Consider the following 15,899-nt stretch of genomic DNA (forward strand, 5'->3'; position numbering starts at 1 on the left):
TCGAGCAGCCAATGGAGAAGCCAGGTACGGACACTACGACGAGTCGCGGATCACCACACGTGTGCGATCGACGGCGTGATTCGGCCGTCGTGGTCGTGGAGTGGAAGTTCGGTCAGGGCGACCACGAGGTCCCAGTCTTGTCGGCGAGCATGGTCCTGCAGCCGGCCCACCGCTGCGTCGACGTCCTCGGAACTGGTGGTGAACGGCTCCCTGACAACGGTGATGTTCCAGGCGTCCCGGCCATCGAGCGGGCCCCGGCGGTCATCTGTTTCGGGAATCTCGGTCGGCGCGGGCATCGCCGGATCGGTTTCGCCGGTACCTCAGGGGGTACTCACACGCCTCCTCAGTAGGCGGGGACCACGGCCGATCGTGAGCGTTCGATCTGCCCGGAGCGTCATCCGCCGCTGATTCCGCGGCTGTGGGAGGAGTTGCCATGCGGGTCGATCCGCCGGTCGCCGAGATGATCGAGATTGCTGCCTTCAGCTCCTCCTTGCCCGAACGAGCACGAGGCCTCCTGCAGGGGCTCGACCGTGTGGTGCCGTTCGACGCCGCATGGCTGGCGGTGTCCGATCCGCGGTCGAACGTCTATGCGGCGGTCGGCAGTACGGGGCTGGATCGGTCCGTCACCGAGTACCTGGACCGGCCGCGGGTCGCCCAGGAGATCGAGCTGACCGGGCTCAATCGCGACCAGCCGCCGGTCAGCCTGGCCGAGCTGCCGATCGCCGTCGACGAGCTGCCGACCTGGGTGGAGTGCCTCACTCCGGCCGGCTTCCGGGAGTGCCTGGGCGTGGCACTGTTCGAGCCAGGTGGTGTTCACGTCGGGCTCCTTGGCCTGCTGTACTCCAGCGGGGAGCCACCGTCTCCAGCGATCCGCGACCGCGTCGGCCGGCTCGCGCCACTGATCGCCCGGGCGCTGTCCCCGATGCGTTCGCTCCTCGCCACCGCGCGCATTGTGCAAGGTGCCACGGCGGGTGCCGTCCTGCTCCAGGACGGCACGACTTGCCCGCTTCCAGGACTCGAGGACCATGCTCTGCTGGTGGCGGAGTCCTCCGTCATGGAGATCGCGCGGGGAACGCTGCTGGCCGGCCAGATCTATCGGTCGTTCCTGTGGCCGGTGGGTGACGGCCCCGGAGCCGGTGACCACGTCCGGATGACCGTGCTGGCTTCGACCGAGCCGCCGGCCTTCGTGCTGGGCGTACTCCTGTTGGCGCCCGCAGCCGAGTCCCGAGGCCTCACCCCACGTGAACTCCAAGTACTGGGACTTCTGGTGGAGGGCCGCTCGAACCAGCAGATCGCGAGGACACTGGCCGTGGCCCCTCGGACCGTCGCCGCCCACGTCGAGCACCTACTGGCGAAGCTGGAGGCGCCGACGAGGACGGTGGCCGCCGTACGGGCTGAGCGGGAAGGTTGCTACATCCCTTCCGCTCCCGGGTGCACGCCGCTACGGCGGCGGTGACGACCCGAACAAGGGGTGCCGTTGCCGTCGGTGACGACCTGCTCGTCGCCACCTCCGTCCCGGCGTTGCGCAGATCGGTGCGTACGCTCGGCCATGAGGTCAGCCGGCGGCCTCGCACGACATCGGCCGCGACGAGGCTCCACGGCCCGTGACAGATCGAAGCGACCGGCTTGCCCGAACGGACGAAATTCCGGACGAACTCCACCGCGGCGGGTTCCATCCGCAGCTTGTCGGGGTTGACCGTCCCACTCTGTGGCCAGGTCAGGCCCCCGCCATCGTGGGATGCAGCACGACCTTCGTCCAGCCGTCGTCCCGCTTGTCGAAGTGGTCGTAGGCCTCTGGCGCCCGGTCCAGGGGCAACTCGTGGCTCACGATGAACGACGGCTCGGCTTTCCCGCCGGCGATCAGGTCTCGCAGCTGCCTGTTGTACTTCTTCACCGGTGCCTGGCCGCTGCCGATGTGCTGGCCCTTGAACCAGAACATGCCGTAGTCGAAGGCGAGTTTGCCCTGCTTGGCAAGCTCGTCGCGGGCCCCGGGGTCCTCGGGCACGAAGACGCCGACGCATCCGATCTTGCCGGTGAAGCGCACCGAGCCGACCAACCGGTTCATCGTCAGGTTGGGCTGCTCCTCGCCGTTGGGGTCGTGTGCCTGGTAACCGACGCACTCGCAGCCGTTGTCCGCGCCCAGTCCCATCGTCTCGTCGAGAACGGCCTGCACCGGATCAACCTTCGAGTCGTCGATCGCGATCGCGCCGATCGACTCTGCCAGTCGTAACCGGTCGGGATGCCGGTCTACTACCATCACCTTGCCCGCGCCCCGGATGGTCGCCGAGAGTGCGGCCATCAGTCCGACCGGCCCGGCGCCGTAAATGACCGTCTGGTCGCCGGGCACCACGCCGGCCATCTCGGTGGCGTGGTAGCCGGTCGGGAAGATGTCGGCGAGCATCACGTAGTCGGTCTGACGCTCTTCGGCGTCCTCACCGAGGCGCAGGCAGTTGAAGTCACCCCAAGGCACGCGCAGCAGCTCGGCCTGGCCCCCGCCGTACGGGCCCATGTCGGCGAAACCGTACGCCGCGCCGGCCAGCTTGGGTTCAGGCTGAGCCGTGAGGCAGTAGTTCGTGAACTGACGCTCGCAGTTCTTGCAGTGTCCGCAAGCGATGTTGAACGGCAGAACGACCCACTCGCCCACCCGGACCTTGTCGACCCCATCGCCGACCTCCACCACCTGGCCCATATTCTCGTGCCCGAACCAGCGGCCGGGCTCGAAATCGGTTCGGCCCTCGTACATGTGCAGGTCAGAGCCACAGATGTTCGCCGAGGTGATCCGCACCAGGACATCGGTCGGCCGCTCGATCCGCGCGTCCGACACGTCCTTGACGCTGACCTGCCTCGGTCCCTCGTACACAACTGCCTTCATGCTTCCTCCTCGTCGCATGCGTCTACGCCCTCGAGCTTGTGTCTCCATTACAGCCAGCGAGGCAGGAGACCGGTATCGGCAGAAATACCGATACCGGTCGGGCAAGGAGGTGCTGAGCGTCCGGCCCGATGCGCCGATGATTGCCCGTGGCAACTGTTGTAGGAGCGCGTGGTCGACCCGAACGCCCACCCGAAGCGCTACAACGCCGAGTTCAAGGAGCTGGGGTCTGCAGCTGACCGTCGTCGCCGTCGCGGTTAGCCCGCCGTTCGTCGGCACAATGGTGAGCTTCAGTGGTCGGAACGATCACGACATGAACCACCTCCACAGCGTGCCCGCCGGCGAGGACTGCGCGCCGACGCTCAACGCCTCCGACTCTGGCTGCCAGGAGGGTATCGAGCTACCGAAGAAACTACGACGGCGTAACCGAGATCCAGTTTGGCCGCGCCGCCAAGCCCGGCGAGATGTACTTCCACACATCGGAAACGGCCACCGCGAAGGGCGAGGTGCTGGCCGGCCTGACCGTCAAGAACAAGGCGATCGACCAGGTCAGCGCCTCACACTTGTCCGTCCATGGCTGGCGGTTGGCGCGTGCCACCTCAGCCAACCCCCAGGCGCGCGCACTTCGAGGCAGGTCGATGAACAGTCAGCTGATTGGCATGTTCTGCTTCAGAGGTCGAGGCGAGTGGGTACAGGCTGTCGAAGGTTGCCGCGGCTGGCTGAGGCGTTGCCGGCGGCGAGTGCTGTGAAAAGGATGGTGAGTTTCTCTGGACCTGCGGCGGCGAGGACGTTCCGTGCGGTTTCTTGCCGGAGCACGAGCGCGAGTGAGACTGTCTTGCCTGTTCCTTCGGCCCAGGCGGCCAGGTTCTCCGCCAGTCGGGGGATGGTTCCGCGGATGTCCACTATCGAGGGATCGGCGGTGGTGATTGAGGTGATGCGGAGGTCGTGGTCGAAGTCCAGGAGCAGGGATGTCCATAGTTTGCCGTCAGCCTCCACTCCGAGGATCGCGGTCGACCCTGGGATCACGTACGCGCTCACTGCGGCGTGGATCTCGTCGTACGTTGCACCGAGTTTCCATTGGAGACCGAGTCTCGAACGGGCAGGGCCGGGGTGGGTGACGATCCCGTCGGCGAAAGCGTCCAGAGTCGCATAGGTCTCGCGGACGTACGCATCAAGGTCGGCGTCGATCGTCCAGCCGTCTTGAACGGTTGCGAAGTACCGGTCGACGGCTGTGCGTTCCATGACGACGACGAAGTCGACCAGGTGCTGGTTGGCGTCGTACAGCTCACGTGCGAGCACGTGCGGATCGGCTACGACGTCGACGCGCCCGCTGACCTCTGTCCCGGCCGTGTGCCTGAACTTCACGACCATTCCGTTGTCGTGGATGACGACCAGTCGTCGGGACGCCTTGGCAGATCGGAGCAGCAGGTTTTGGGCGTTGCGCCACTGGTCGACGTCGATGTCGGCCATCAGGACGTTCTCGTGCAGCATGGGAAGCTCCTCAGGCGTTGAAGACGCACCGGTAAATGTGAATGGAGTACGGCGGTAGCCGGTCGGCGATGGTCGGTCCGGTGGTGCCGAGGTCGCGGCCGGCCCAGATTTCGCGGACGGTGTGGAGCTCGGCGCCGATCTCGATCGCGGCGTCGATCGGCTCGGCGGTCGGGTTGGCCACGAACACGACCTTGGTCTTGGGGTCACCGATCGTGTCGTGAACGGTGACGTCGAGCCGGGGGTCGTTGGCGGTCATGATCCGCAGACCCGACTGCCGGCATACCTCGGCCACCACTCCGGGTACAGCGTCCAGCGTCGGCACCAGCACGATTCGTCCCGAGCCGACCCGCGTCGCCCCGTTCTCCAGCGGTACGCCGGCCGCCACGGCGTCCCCTAGTAGGGTGCACGGCCGCATTGTGCTGTCCAGTGTTGGCGTCTTGGGCCCGATCACCAAGGTCCCGCCGGCTTCGGCATACTGGACCAGTGCCGCCTGGAGCCCAGAGTCGAGGTAGTCGAGAGTCGTGAGCACAAGCACCTTGTGCTCGCGCCACCGCTCGGGTGCCAGTGCGGTGTCGGACAGCAGGTAGCCGGCGCCCGTACTGGTCCAGGCGTCGGCGAACGCCGTGAACCAGGTGGACTTGATCAGCTGAATCGGCTCGTCGAACCCCAGCAGGTCCTCGCTGATGGTCAACGGACCGGCGTACTCGGAGAAGCCAGACGGAGTCTCCAGGAAGTCGCCTGGGAACGAGACCAGGACCGAGGCGGCCTCGAGCCGGTCGTATTCGCGGTTGGCCAGCAGCAGCACGTCCTCGCGCCGGCGGAGGTTCACGAAGTCGCCGGCGTCGAGCATGGCGTTGACGTTGCGGAACATCGCGACCTTCTCCGGTCGTTCGCGGCCGTCTCGCCGGATCGGTGAGTCCAGCCAGCGGTCCCGCTCCACGAGCATATAGCGGGAGAAGCCGCGGATACCGTGCATCAACGCCGCTTTGGTGACGAATTCCTCGTCGCGGAGGTCGCCAGGATCGAGGTACCAGGGCCAGACGCCGGCGATGAATTCGGGGATGTAGGGGAACCGGCTGGTGCCGACGACGTACGACGCGATCGTCTTGACGTGTGCGTACAGTTCTTTGCGCGAGTAGATGTCGAACCCGACGAAGTCGAGCTCCTTCTCGAGTGCGGCCAGGTTGTACGGTGCGGTGAATCCGGAGACGGCGCCGCCCGGCCCGAGCGGGTGCGGATAGTTGTGGAACAAGGCGATCCCGCCGAGCCCGCGTTCGCGCATCATGCCGGCCAGCCGCGCCATCGAGTCGACGAGGTAGCGCTCCCGGTAGTCCGCCCAGTCCGCGTACCACGGGATCTCCTGCCTGCTGGTGGCGTCGAACCGGCGCGGCGGCTCGACGGCGTCCAGGTTGGCGTGCGCGGTGGAGTACGCCGCGTCGATGCCGGCGAGGTCGCCGTACTTGCCGAGCAGGAAGCGGCGGTAGCCCTGCACGGATGCGTCGGAGTAGTCGGCGGCGTAGGCGTTGACGCCGAAGAAGTACGCCATCTCGTTGTCCACCTGCGCGGCGACGATCCCGCCGTGCGGGTAGGCGTGCTTGGTCAGGATGGCGCAGATGGCGTCGTACCAGAGTGCGGTCTCGGCGAAGAACTCCTCGGCGGCGTAGTTGAGCGCTGGAATCGGCTTCGGCACCTGGGTGAGCACGACCTTCGATCCCATCGCGCTGCGCGCGTGCAGTCGCTCGTCGGCGAGGATGCGTCGCGGGTAACCGAAGTAGGTGAGCTCGGAGTTGATCTGCGGACCGGGGCGGACCACGATGCGGAATCCCTTGGCCTCGCACAGGCTGAGGAAGGCATCGATGTCGTTGGCGGGGTTCACCTGTCCGAAGTCGAACCGGCCTCGCTCGATCTCGTGCACCTCCCAAGGAATGTAGATCGAGATCATGGTGAACCCCATCCGGCGGACCGCGTCGAGCACGGAGTCCCACCGGTCCCGATCGAGCCGCCAGTAGTGGACGGCGCCGCCGTACAGCGCTGCCCTCTCGCCGTGCAGGGTCAGGGCGCCGTCGGTCAGTGCGACGGGGCGGTATGTGTCAGCAGAAGCAGACAAGGCTGCTCCTCTCTTTGCGCAGGGTCGGATGGGTCGCTACTTCTTCCGGGCCAGAGCGACCGCGGCGATGATGATCACGCCGCGGATGACTTGCTGCTGGCTCGAGTCGAGCCCGGCCAGGATCAGGCCGTTGTTGACGATGCCGATCAGCAGAGCGCCGAAGAGGGTGCCCACCACGGTGCCGCGGCCGCCGAACAGGCTGGTGCCGCCGAGGATCACCGCGGCGATGGCGGACAGCTCGTCGCCGGCACCCCACTGGAACCGGCCCGACTGCAGCCGTCCGGCGTACAGCATTCCGGCGATGGACGCGACGGTCGCCGAGATGAGCAGCACCTGGAACTTGATCCGCCGGGTGTTGATCCCGGTGAACTCCGCAGCCGTCCGGCTGCCACCGGTGGCGAGCACCTGCCGGCCGAATCTGGTGCGGCTCAGCGTCACGGCGCCGATCAGGACGAACACCGCCATCCAGAGCAGCAGACCGGGAACGGGTCCGAGATCGCCACCGCCGAAGGTGAGGTTGAACGTGTCGTTCAAGATCGGCTGCGGAGCTGACGCCGTGATCCATTGAGCGACTCCGGCGGCAATACCGAGCATCCCGAGGGTCACCAGGAACGAGGGGATGCCGAGCCGGCTGACCAGGCCGCCGTTCACCGTGCCGACCACGAGCCCGACGGCCAGGCCGGCAGCGATCCCCGCGACCAGGCCGTAGTGGGTGATGGCCATCGCCGAGCAGACGCTGGCGAGCCCGGCGACCGAGCCGACGCTGAGGTCGATCTCGGCACAGGCGATCACGTATGTCATCCCGACGGCGATAACGGTGATCGTGGCCGTCTGCCGGAAGATGTTGAGCAGGTTGTTGCTGCTGAGGAAGCCGTCATGGCGCAGCAGTACGGCGAAGAGCACGAAGATGGCCACAAAGGCGATGTAGATGACGTACCGTCGCCAGTCGAGACCGGCCGGCCTGCGGGCGAGGTCCGCCGTACTGCGAACCGGCATCGCTGGGCCGGTTGCGTCCGGATGGCTTGTCCGAGACTTCATGGGCGGAGTCCTTGGACGGAGAGTTGGAGGAAGTCCTCGTCGGGGATGGCGGCGCGGTCGAGCTGCTCGGCGACCGCGCCGTCGCGGAGCACCAGCACGCGGTCACTGACCGCGAGCAGCTCCGGGAACTCCGACGAGATGACGATGACCGCGCCGCCCGTGCCGGCGAGGTGCCGGATGATGGCGACGATCTCGGCCTTGGTGCCGACATCCACGCCAGCGGTGGGTTCGTCCATGATCAGCACCTCGGGCTGGGTGCCGAGCCACTTCGCGATGACGACCTTCTGCTGGTTTCCACCGGACAGTCGCCGGACCGGCTGGTCGGGGTCGGTCGTCTTGATCGCGAATCGGTCGATCAGCGTCTGGCTGAGGCGGCGCGCGGCCCGGCGGTCCAGCAGGGGACCGCGGCGGATCGTGGCGAGCTGCGGCAGCAGCAGGTTGTCGGCCACCGAGTGCTCCAGCACGAGGCCCTGCTCGCGGCGGTCCTCCGGGATCAGCGCGATCCCCGCGGACTGGGCATCGCGTGGACTGCGCAGCTCAATGCGGCGGCCACGGATCCGCACCTCCCCGGCATCGAGCCGGTCGATGCCGAACAGGCACCGGGCCAGCTCGGAGCGACCGCTGCCCATCAGCCCGGCTATGCCGAGGATCTCACCGGCTCGCAGCTGGAACGAGACTCCGCATACCCGCGGTCCGGCCGACAGATTGATTGCCTCCAGCAACACTTCGCCGCCGTTAGACTCGCGCGGCCGGTTGCTGAGTACTCCGTTGTCTGGACGGCCGACAATGCCATGGACGATCTCCGCCGGCGTCACGTCGTCAAGCCGCCGGGTGAACAGGCTGCGCCCGTCTCGCAGGACCGTGATTCGGTCTGCGATACGGTAGATCTCGTCCATCCGGTGCGAGATGTAGATGATCGAGATCCCGCGGGTCCGGAGCCGGCGGATCAGCGCGAAAAGTGCGTCGACCTCGGCTCGTGCCAGGCTGGCCGTCGGTTCGTCGAGGATCAGGACCCGGGCGTCCTGGGCGACCGCCTTGGCGATCTCGGCCAGCTGCCAGTACGCGGTCGGCAGGTCGGCGACCGTGGCGTCGACGTCAACGTCGACCTCCAGTTCGGCGAAGACCCGGCGGGCCCGTTCCCGCGAATCGCGGTCGTTGATCAGGCCGATCCGGCTCGTGGCCTCCGTGGTGAGGTACAGGTTCTGGGCGACGGTGAGGCTGGGCACCAGGCTGAACTCCTGGAAGACCATGCCGATGCCCGCGGCCTTCGCGTCCTGGACAGAGGCGAGGACGACCGGCCTACCGGCGACCAGAATCTCACCGGCGTCCTTGGCGTACACGCCCTGGAGGATCTTCATCAGTGTCGACTTGCCGGCTCCGTTGCCTCCGGCAAGGGCATGGACCTCGCCCGGGACGACCTCGAGATCCGCGCCGAGGAGGACCGGCACGCCGTCGAAACTCTTGCAGATGCCCCGCAGCTCAACGACCGGAGTCACTGTTTGTACGCCTTCCGCAGGTCGTCGGGCGCGGGGGAGTGGTACACCTGCTGCCATGCTTCGAGGACGTTGGCGTGTGTCACGGGCAGGGCGCTGAGGGCGACGTACGGCGGAGCCGTCTTGCCGAGCAAGGAACCGGCCGCGAGCTTCGCCTCGGTCACGCCCTGGTCGAACGGGCGCTGGGCGCCGAGCCCCACGACCAACTGGTCCTTCGCCAGCGCGATGGCGACGTTCTTGCCCAAGTCCTGGGTCGCGATCTTCAGGTCGGTACGGCCCGCGGCCCGGGCAGCCGCCATGATGCCCTCAGCGGGCACGTCCCAGACGCCCCAGATGCCGGCCAGGTCAGCGTGCTTGCTGAGCATCGCGTTCGCGGCCGCCTGGGCGTCACCCGCGAAGTCAGGTCCGGCGATCCCCTTCGAGTCCACGATCTGTACGTCGGGATAGTCCTGCTGGATCGTGGTGCGGAAGCCGTCGTACCGCTGCTTGGTGACGAAGAAGTCGGCCTCGTGGAAGACGACCCCGATCTTTCCCTTGCCGCCGAGCGCCTTGGCCAGCAGGTGCGCCGAGACGACGCCGTTGCCGTAGTTGTCCGCCGAGACGACGCTGACGTAGTCCTTGCCCGCTGTCATCCCCTGCGGGACGTTGTCCATGAAGACGAGCTTCGCGCCGGCGGCCGCGGCCTTCCGGTACGCACCGGCGGTGGCGACTGGGTCGGTCGGGATCGAGACGATGATGTCCGGCTTCTTGGTCAGCACGGTCTCGAGGTCGGAGACCTGCTTGTCCGGTTTGAAGTTGGCGTCGGTGGTCGCGACCACCTCGATGCCGAGCTTGCCGAACTCGTCCTTGAGGCCGGAGAGCTGGGCGTTCGCCCAGTCGTTGCCGCCGTAATGCATGACGATCGCCGCGGTCGCCCCCAGCGCCTTGACCTTCGTCACGTCCGCGTCGGACAGGTCCGCTTTGCTGGCGGCGGCGGGTTCCTCGGCGTGCGGCCCCTTGCTGAGGACCTTGCCCTCGAGTGCGGCCAGGGCCTGATCTGCCTTCGAGGAGACCCCCGGATCCGCGGCGGCCGAGCCACTGGAGCTCGGCGAGCAGGCTGCCAGCACGAGTGTGGCCGCTAATCCCGCGGCCGCGACGATGCCGGATATCGGTCGGTGGGACATCACCAACTCCTTCGGTCGGTGCGACGGACGCCTTGCACGACTGACAGGCGTTCAAGTGCCGTCGTCTGACGAGAGTGTGAACGTTCGCCCTAGGCCGGTCAAGACCTCAGGCGAACGTTCGCCTAACTTCGTCGTTCAGCTGCCAAAGCCCGACCGGGCGCGGTTATCCAGCGTGATCCAGCGTGATCCAGCGTGATCCAGCGTGATTCAGCGTGGTGCGGCGGTGGACTGGCGGACGACCAGCTGCGGGACCGCCGGCGTGACATCGACCGGGGTACCGCGGACCAGACCGAGCAGGATCTCCATGCACCGTTCCCCGACCACGGCGAAGGACTGGCGGACCGTGGTCAGCGGCGGGAAGGTCTGGGGCGCGAACTCGTTGTCGTCGAAGCCCACGATCGAGATGTCGCGAGGCACCGAGATGCCGGCTTCGTAGAGCGCTCGCATGAACCCGAGCGCCATCAGGTCCGAGGCGACGAAGACGGCCGACGGCAGCCCTTCGCTGAGCAGCTTGCGACCGATGGCATATGCGCTGTCACCGGTCCATCCGCCGTACTGCACCGCGGGGGCGGGAAGGCTGGCCGTTGCCAGCTCGGACTGCCAGCCCCGGAGTCGGACCTGCCCGTCCAGCCAGTCCTGGCTGCCGGCCAGGTGGACGATCTCGCGATGCCCGAGATCGATCAGGTGCCTGGTGGCCAGCCGCGCGCCGAGTTCCTGGTCCTCGAAGAACACCGTGAACTTGTCGTGACTGGTTTCCCCAGGTGCCAGCAGCACCACCGGGACGGTCACCGGCACCACGCGGACCACGTCGGCGATCGGCATCCGGGGGGCGATGACGACGATTCCCTCGACTGCCCGTTTGGAGAACTCGTGGAAGGCCTGGATCGCGTCGTCCGGACTGGGGTTGCTCATCGTCGTGACGATGGCGTTGTAACCGGCGTCGCGGGCGGCCTTCTCGACCGCGGCGAGCGTGCTGACCGGACCGTACCGCGGCGAGCCGTCGGCGATCACGCCGATCGTCATCGACCGCTGCATCACCAATGCACGCGCGTTGTCGTTGCGCCGGTACCCGAGCTCCGCCGCGACCTCGAGCACCCGCTGTCGCGTCGACTCCGCCACCCGGGAACCGCCGTTCAGCACCCGAGACACCGTCTGAAACGAAACCCCGGCCTCCCGCGCCACATCCTTCACCGACGGTCGCCGTACCCCACTGTCACTCATCCTCGGCTCCCTGGACGGTCCACACTGACGCTCTGCCCGTATCCGGGGGCGTTGCTGACGTTACCTGTTCCGCGCTCCCGCCTCCTGCTGCCATGCGCACCTTCCAATTGCGTCAAGAGCCTGGTTCGGTCGACTCCGAGTCGGCGGCTTGGGTGAATCCGCTTGCGGGTGGGTGAGGGGTTCTGCGGTGGCGGTCGGTTAGCGTCGGGGTGTGTTACTGCCTGAGTCGTCGGTGCCTGGGGCGGATCTGCCTGTCCGGGCGGTCTTGCCGGCCACGGTCGATGCGGTGCGTTCGCGCGGTACGGCGGTGTTGGTTGCGCCGCCTGGATCGGGGAAGACCTCGCTGTTGCCGCTTGCGCTGGGCGACGCGCTCGGGGGCACGATCATCGTCGCCGAGCCGCGAAGGATGGCAACCCGCGCGGCTGCGATCCGGCTGGCGATGCTGGTCGGCGAACCGCTCGGGCAGCGGATCGGCTACGCGATGCGCGGTGAACGCAGCGGCGGCCAGGGACTCCGTGTCGAGGTGGTGACGACAGGGCTCCTCGTACGGCGTCTGCAGCAGAACCCGGAGTTGCCGGGTGTCGCCGCGATTGTGATCGACGAGTGCCACGAGCGGCACCTCGATGCAGATCTACTGCTCGCGCTCTGCATCGACATCCGGGCGAATCTTCGGGAAGACCTGGCGATCGTTGCGACCTCGGCCACGGCGGACACCATCAGACTGAGTCGCGCATTGGGCTCGGACGTTCCGGCGCCCGTGATCACCGCGTCTGCGGCGCTGTTCGATGTGGCGATCGAGTGGGCCCCGCCGCCGGTCCCCGTGCCGCTGCTTCCCGGCGGGCGGGTCGACCCGCGCTTGCTGGATCACGTCGCGGCCGTCGTCCAGCGTGCACTGACCGAGAACGACGGCGACATCCTCGTGTTCGTCCCGGGGGAGGCCGAGATCAACGGTGTGACTCGCCGGTTGGCCGGTCATAATGTCCTGCCGTTGTTCGGTCGCCAGTCAAGGGCTGAACAGGACCGCGCGTTGGCGCCGGCCGCCACTCGCCGGATAGTGGTCACGACGTCGGTCGCGGAGAGTTCGCTGACTGTGCCCGGGGTCCGGGTTGTGGTCGACTCGGGTCTTGCCCGGGAGCCGCGGACCGATCAATCCCGTGGCCTCGGTGCGTTGGTGACCTGCCGGGTTTCGAGATCCTCGGCCGACCAGCGAGCGGGGCGCGCCGGGCGGGAGGCGCCTGGCCGGGTCTATCGGTGCTGGTCTGCCACCGACCACTCACATCTCGACGATCACGCGGCGCCGGAGATCGCGATCGCCGATCTGGCAGCCTTCGCCCTCGACCTCGCGGCGTGGGGTGCGCCTGCTGGTGACGGTCTGACCTTGCTCGAGGCGCCGCCGGTGGTGGCGATGACAGCGGCCACCGAATTGCTGCGCCGCCTCGATGCCCTTGACGACGGCGGCCGGATTACCGAGCGGGGACGGCGGATGGCGGCTATCGGGGCGCATCCTCGATTGGCTCGTGCGTTGCTGGACGGGACACCGTGGGTCGGCGCCGACCGGGCACGCGAGGTCGTCGCGATGCTCTCGGACGACTCCGGCCGCGACTTCGGCGATGATCTACCGGCCCGCTGGCGAGCCCTCCGCCGCGGCGAGGACCGCGGAGCCACGGCCCGCTGGCGAGAAGAAACAAAGCGCCTCGGCCGAGGGACGACGACCGGCGACCCGTTGGGTGGAGGTGGAGCGCGGCGGGCGGTTGGTGGGCCGGCTGGTCGGGGGACGCGCGTAGTACCGGATGATCTTGCGGTGGGGGTTGTGGTGGGGCTGGCGTATCCGGATCGGATTGCGCGGGTCCGGGGGGTCGACTCGGCGACGTACCAGATGTCTGGTGGTACGGGTGCTGCGCTGGATCCGCAATCGCCGTTGCGGACCACGACCTGGCTGGCGATCGCGGTTGCTGACCGGGCACCCGGTCGCGCCGACGCCAGGATCCGTTCCGCGGCACCGATCGATGAGCCGACCGCGCGAGATATCGCAGGCGACCTCGTCTCGACCACCGACCAGATCCGCTGGGACGACGGCCGGATCGTGACGCGGCGCGTCGAGGCGCTCGGCGCGATCGTGCTCAACGACGTCCCGCTGGCAAGGCCCGACCGGCTGCTCGTCCAAGCGGCCGTCCGCGACGGTATCCGGCGCAGCGGTCTGTCCGTACTGAGCTGGTCGGAGGCTGCACTCGCCTTGCGAGAGCGGCTCGCGTTCTGCCATGCCCACCTCGGAGCCCCGTGGCCTGCGGTCGACGACGAGACGCTCCTGGCCGATCTCGACGAATGGCTGGGTACCGAGCTCGCCTCGGTGCGAGGCTCGCGCGATCTTGCCCACATCGACGTGGCTTCGGCGCTCCGGCGACTACTGCCATGGCCCGCAGCAACCCGGTTCGGCGAACTCGCACCGGAACGGCTCCAGGTCCCGTCGGGCTCCGAGGTGCGACTCGCGTACGACGGTGTCGAGCCACCGGTCCTCGCAGTGAAGCTGCAGGAAGTATTCGGTTGGACTGCCACTCCAGCCGTCGCGGACGGTCGAGTTCCAGTCGTTCTGCACCTACTGTCGCCGGCACGGCGCCCGGTTGCGATCACGAGCGATCTCTCCTCTTTCTGGAGACAGGGCTATCCCCAGGTCCGAGCCGACCTGCGAGCGCGCTACCCCCGCCATCCGTGGCCGGAAGATCCACTCACTGCCATCCCGACCAAGCGAGTAAAACCTCGCCAGTGAACCGAGCTGGGACCGCCTGTTGACAGGCGCACGCGACGGAGGAGCGTGCAAGGGAAATGCAAAGGCTCCAGGAGTTGGCGTATTCCCGGAGCCTTGTGAATATCTCTGGTGTCCGAGGGGGGACTTGAACCCCCACGCCCCGTAAAGGGCACTAGCACCTCAAGCTAGCGCGTCTGCCTATTCCGCCACCCGGACGAGTGGTCTCACCACTCCAAACCTCGGAGTGGCGCCGACCGGAGAACCTTAGCAAACCCCACGGGTGAAATTCACATCGGCCCGGGAGAGGATGGGGGCATGACTTCACCGACCACCAGTGACAGCCCGTCGTACGCTCCTGACGCGGAGGTCGTCGACCTGTGCAGCGACCTGATCCGGTTCGATACGACCAACTACGGCAATGGTAGGAGCAACGGCGAGCGGGGCGCCGCGGAGTACGTGGCGGCCAAGCTCGACGAGGTCGGGATCGAGTCGACGATCTACGAGTCGGAGCCCGGGCGAGCCAGCCTGGTCGCGCACTGGGAGGGGGAGGATCCTTCCGCGGACCCCCTGCTCGTGCACGGCCACCTGGACGTCGTACCGGCCGATCCGAAGGACTGGAAGGTCGACCCGTTCGCCGGCGAGATCTTCGACGGGTGCGTGTGGGGACGCGGCGCGGTCGACATGAAGGACTTCGACGCGATGGTGCTGTCGGTGGTCCGGGCGCGGAAGCGGGCCGGGGTGAAGCCGCGGCGGCCGGTGCGGCTGGTGTTCACGGCGGACGAGGAAGCCGGCGGCCTGTACGGCGCGCAGTGGCTGATCAAGAACCACCCGGAAACCGTTGCCGACTGCACCGAGGGGATCGGCGAGGTCGGCGGGTTCTCGCTCACGATCAAGGATGACCTGCGGCTCTACCTGATCGAGACGGCCGAGAAGGGCATGAACTGGATGCGCCTGAAGGCTCGCGGTACTGCGGGTCACGGCTCGATGGTGAACACCGACAACGCGGTCACGAACCTGGTCGAGGCGGTCGCCCGGATCGGGAGCCACGAGTGGCCGCTGCGGGTCACGCCGACGGTCCGCGAGTTCCTGAAGACGCTGGAGGATGTACTCGGTACCGAGCTCGACCCCGACGACATGACCGCGACGTTGGCCAAGCTCGGCAGCTTCAGTCGGATGTTCGGGGCAACGATCCGCAACACCGCGAACCCGACGATGCTGAACGCCGGCTACAAGGTGAACGTGATCCCGGGCGATGCCGAGGCGCACATCGACGGGCGGTTCCTGCCCGGCTACGAGGACGAGTTCTTCGCAACGATCGACGAGTTGCTCGGCGACAAGGTCAGCCGCGAAACGGTGATCGAGGACATCGCGCTCGAGACCGAGTTCAGCGGCGGCCTGGTCGAGGCGATGAAGGCGTGCCTGGCGGCGGAGGACCCGCAGAGCCGCACCGCGCCGCTGCTGATGTCGGGCGGCACCGACGCCAAGTCCTGGAGCCGCCTGGGCGTCCGCTGCTTCGGCTTCGTCCCCCTCCAACTCCCGCCGGACCTCGACTTCATGGGGATGTTCCACGGCATCGACGAACGAGTCCCCACCGCCTCCCTCGAATTCGGCTCCCGAGTCCTGGACCGCTTCTTCACCCAGGCCTGACCCGTACGACCGACTTCCCGGCTCGACCCGCCGAACCCACCCGACTTCCCGGCTCGACCCGCCGAACCGACCCGACTTCCCGGCTCGACCCGCCGAACCGTCGTCCAAGTTTCGGCGGGTCGATCCG

At 67.6% G+C, this 15,899-nt stretch carries 11 protein-coding genes, 1 tRNA gene and 1 pseudogene; 3 read left to right on the forward strand and 10 right to left on the reverse strand.

All coding sequences use genetic code 11. From position 1 onward, the window contains the following. Positions 1 to 50 precede the first annotated feature (50 nt). Complete coding sequence (locus tag ABD210_RS20745; protein WP_344113481.1) at positions 51 to 296, reverse strand: hypothetical protein; 246 nt, start codon at positions 294 to 296, stop codon at positions 51 to 53. A 137-nt stretch (positions 297 to 433) separates the two neighbouring features. Between ABD210_RS20745 and ABD210_RS20750 the strand changes: the two genes are divergently transcribed. Next, the gene (locus ABD210_RS20750; RefSeq protein ID WP_344113482.1) at positions 434 to 1,456 is read left to right on the forward strand and encodes a helix-turn-helix transcriptional regulator; all 1,023 of its coding nucleotides are present in this window, start codon (positions 434 to 436) and stop codon (positions 1,454 to 1,456) included. A 100-nt stretch (positions 1,457 to 1,556) separates the two neighbouring features. On the opposite strand, the pseudogene ABD210_RS20755 reads toward ABD210_RS20750, so the two are convergent. From ABD210_RS20755 to ABD210_RS20790, 8 genes and pseudogenes are all read right to left on the reverse strand, one after another. Beyond that, positions 1,557 to 1,676: pseudogene (locus tag ABD210_RS20755) on the reverse strand (DJ-1/PfpI family protein); the annotation flags it as partial. A 41-nt stretch (positions 1,677 to 1,717) separates the two neighbouring features. Next, positions 1,718 to 2,872 carry a glutathione-independent formaldehyde dehydrogenase gene (locus ABD210_RS20760; protein WP_344113483.1) on the reverse strand — a complete coding sequence of 385 codons (1,155 nt, stop codon included), beginning with the start codon at positions 2,870 to 2,872 and terminating at the stop codon, positions 1,718 to 1,720. A gap of 666 nt (positions 2,873 to 3,538) precedes the next feature. Then, positions 3,539 to 4,360, reverse strand: a complete 822-nt coding sequence (locus ABD210_RS20765; protein ID WP_344113484.1) for a hypothetical protein — start codon at positions 4,358 to 4,360, stop codon at positions 3,539 to 3,541. A 10-nt stretch (positions 4,361 to 4,370) separates the two neighbouring features. Further along, positions 4,371 to 6,467 carry a beta-galactosidase gene (locus ABD210_RS20770; RefSeq protein WP_344113485.1) on the reverse strand — a complete coding sequence of 699 codons (2,097 nt, stop codon included), beginning with the start codon at positions 6,465 to 6,467 and terminating at the stop codon, positions 4,371 to 4,373. A gap of 36 nt (positions 6,468 to 6,503) precedes the next feature. Further along, positions 6,504 to 7,505, reverse strand: a complete 1,002-nt coding sequence (locus ABD210_RS20775; RefSeq protein ID WP_344113486.1) for an ABC transporter permease — start codon at positions 7,503 to 7,505, stop codon at positions 6,504 to 6,506. Continuing rightward, positions 7,502 to 9,001, reverse strand: a complete 1,500-nt coding sequence (locus ABD210_RS20780) for a sugar ABC transporter ATP-binding protein (protein ID WP_344113488.1) — start codon at positions 8,999 to 9,001, stop codon at positions 7,502 to 7,504. The genes ABD210_RS20775 and ABD210_RS20780 overlap by 4 nt, the downstream gene beginning before the upstream one ends. Beyond that, positions 8,998 to 10,161 (reverse strand): substrate-binding domain-containing protein, encoded by a 1,164-nt coding sequence (locus ABD210_RS20785; RefSeq protein WP_344113489.1) that lies wholly within the window; start codon positions 10,159 to 10,161, stop codon positions 8,998 to 9,000. The genes ABD210_RS20780 and ABD210_RS20785 overlap by 4 nt, the downstream gene beginning before the upstream one ends. 207 nt (positions 10,162 to 10,368) lie before the next feature. Further along, on the reverse strand, positions 10,369 to 11,382 hold the full coding sequence (locus ABD210_RS20790; protein ID WP_344113490.1) for a LacI family DNA-binding transcriptional regulator: 1,014 nt from the start codon (positions 11,380 to 11,382) through the stop codon (positions 10,369 to 10,371). Between the two features lie 211 nt (positions 11,383 to 11,593). Here ABD210_RS20790 and hrpB point away from each other — a divergent pair, with 211 nt between their 5' ends. Further along, positions 11,594 to 14,146 carry an ATP-dependent helicase HrpB gene (gene hrpB, locus ABD210_RS20795; RefSeq protein WP_344113491.1) on the forward strand — a complete coding sequence of 851 codons (2,553 nt, stop codon included), beginning with the start codon at positions 11,594 to 11,596 and terminating at the stop codon, positions 14,144 to 14,146. Between the two features lie 106 nt (positions 14,147 to 14,252). Here the strand turns inward: hrpB and ABD210_RS20800 are convergent. Then, a tRNA-Leu gene (locus ABD210_RS20800) sits at positions 14,253 to 14,341 on the reverse strand. Positions 14,342 to 14,440: 99 nt separating this feature from the next. Here ABD210_RS20800 and ABD210_RS20805 point away from each other — a divergent pair. Next, the gene (locus ABD210_RS20805; protein ID WP_344113492.1) at positions 14,441 to 15,772 is read left to right on the forward strand and encodes a M20/M25/M40 family metallo-hydrolase; all 1,332 of its coding nucleotides are present in this window, start codon (positions 14,441 to 14,443) and stop codon (positions 15,770 to 15,772) included. The last annotated feature ends 127 nt before the right edge of the window (positions 15,773 to 15,899 follow it).

The organism is Kribbella alba (assembly GCF_039529635.1).
In the GTDB taxonomy this organism is placed as follows: domain Bacteria; phylum Actinomycetota; class Actinomycetes; order Propionibacteriales; family Kribbellaceae; genus Kribbella; species Kribbella alba.

What these genes read in the sequence shown, in the direction of transcription:
- ABD210_RS20790 (WP_344113490.1), bottom strand. Translation starts at nt 11,382, where the DNA reads ATGAGTGACAGTGGGGTACGGCGACCGTCGGTGAAGGATGTGGCGCGG.
- ABD210_RS20765 (WP_344113484.1), bottom strand. Translation starts at nt 4,360, where the DNA reads ATGCTGCACGAGAACGTCCTGATGGCCGACATCGACGTCGACCAGTGG.
- ABD210_RS20775 (WP_344113486.1), bottom strand. Translation starts at nt 7,505, where the DNA reads ATGAAGTCTCGGACAAGCCATCCGGACGCAACCGGCCCAGCGATGCCG.
- ABD210_RS20760 (WP_344113483.1), bottom strand. Translation starts at nt 2,872, where the DNA reads ATGAAGGCAGTTGTGTACGAGGGACCGAGGCAGGTCAGCGTCAAGGAC.
- ABD210_RS20750 (WP_344113482.1), top strand. Translation starts at nt 434, where the DNA reads ATGCGGGTCGATCCGCCGGTCGCCGAGATGATCGAGATTGCTGCCTTC.
- ABD210_RS20805 (WP_344113492.1), top strand. Translation starts at nt 14,441, where the DNA reads ATGACTTCACCGACCACCAGTGACAGCCCGTCGTACGCTCCTGACGCG.
- ABD210_RS20745 (WP_344113481.1), bottom strand. Translation starts at nt 296, where the DNA reads ATGCCCGCGCCGACCGAGATTCCCGAAACAGATGACCGCCGGGGCCCG.
- ABD210_RS20785 (WP_344113489.1), bottom strand. Translation starts at nt 10,161, where the DNA reads ATGTCCCACCGACCGATATCCGGCATCGTCGCGGCCGCGGGATTAGCG.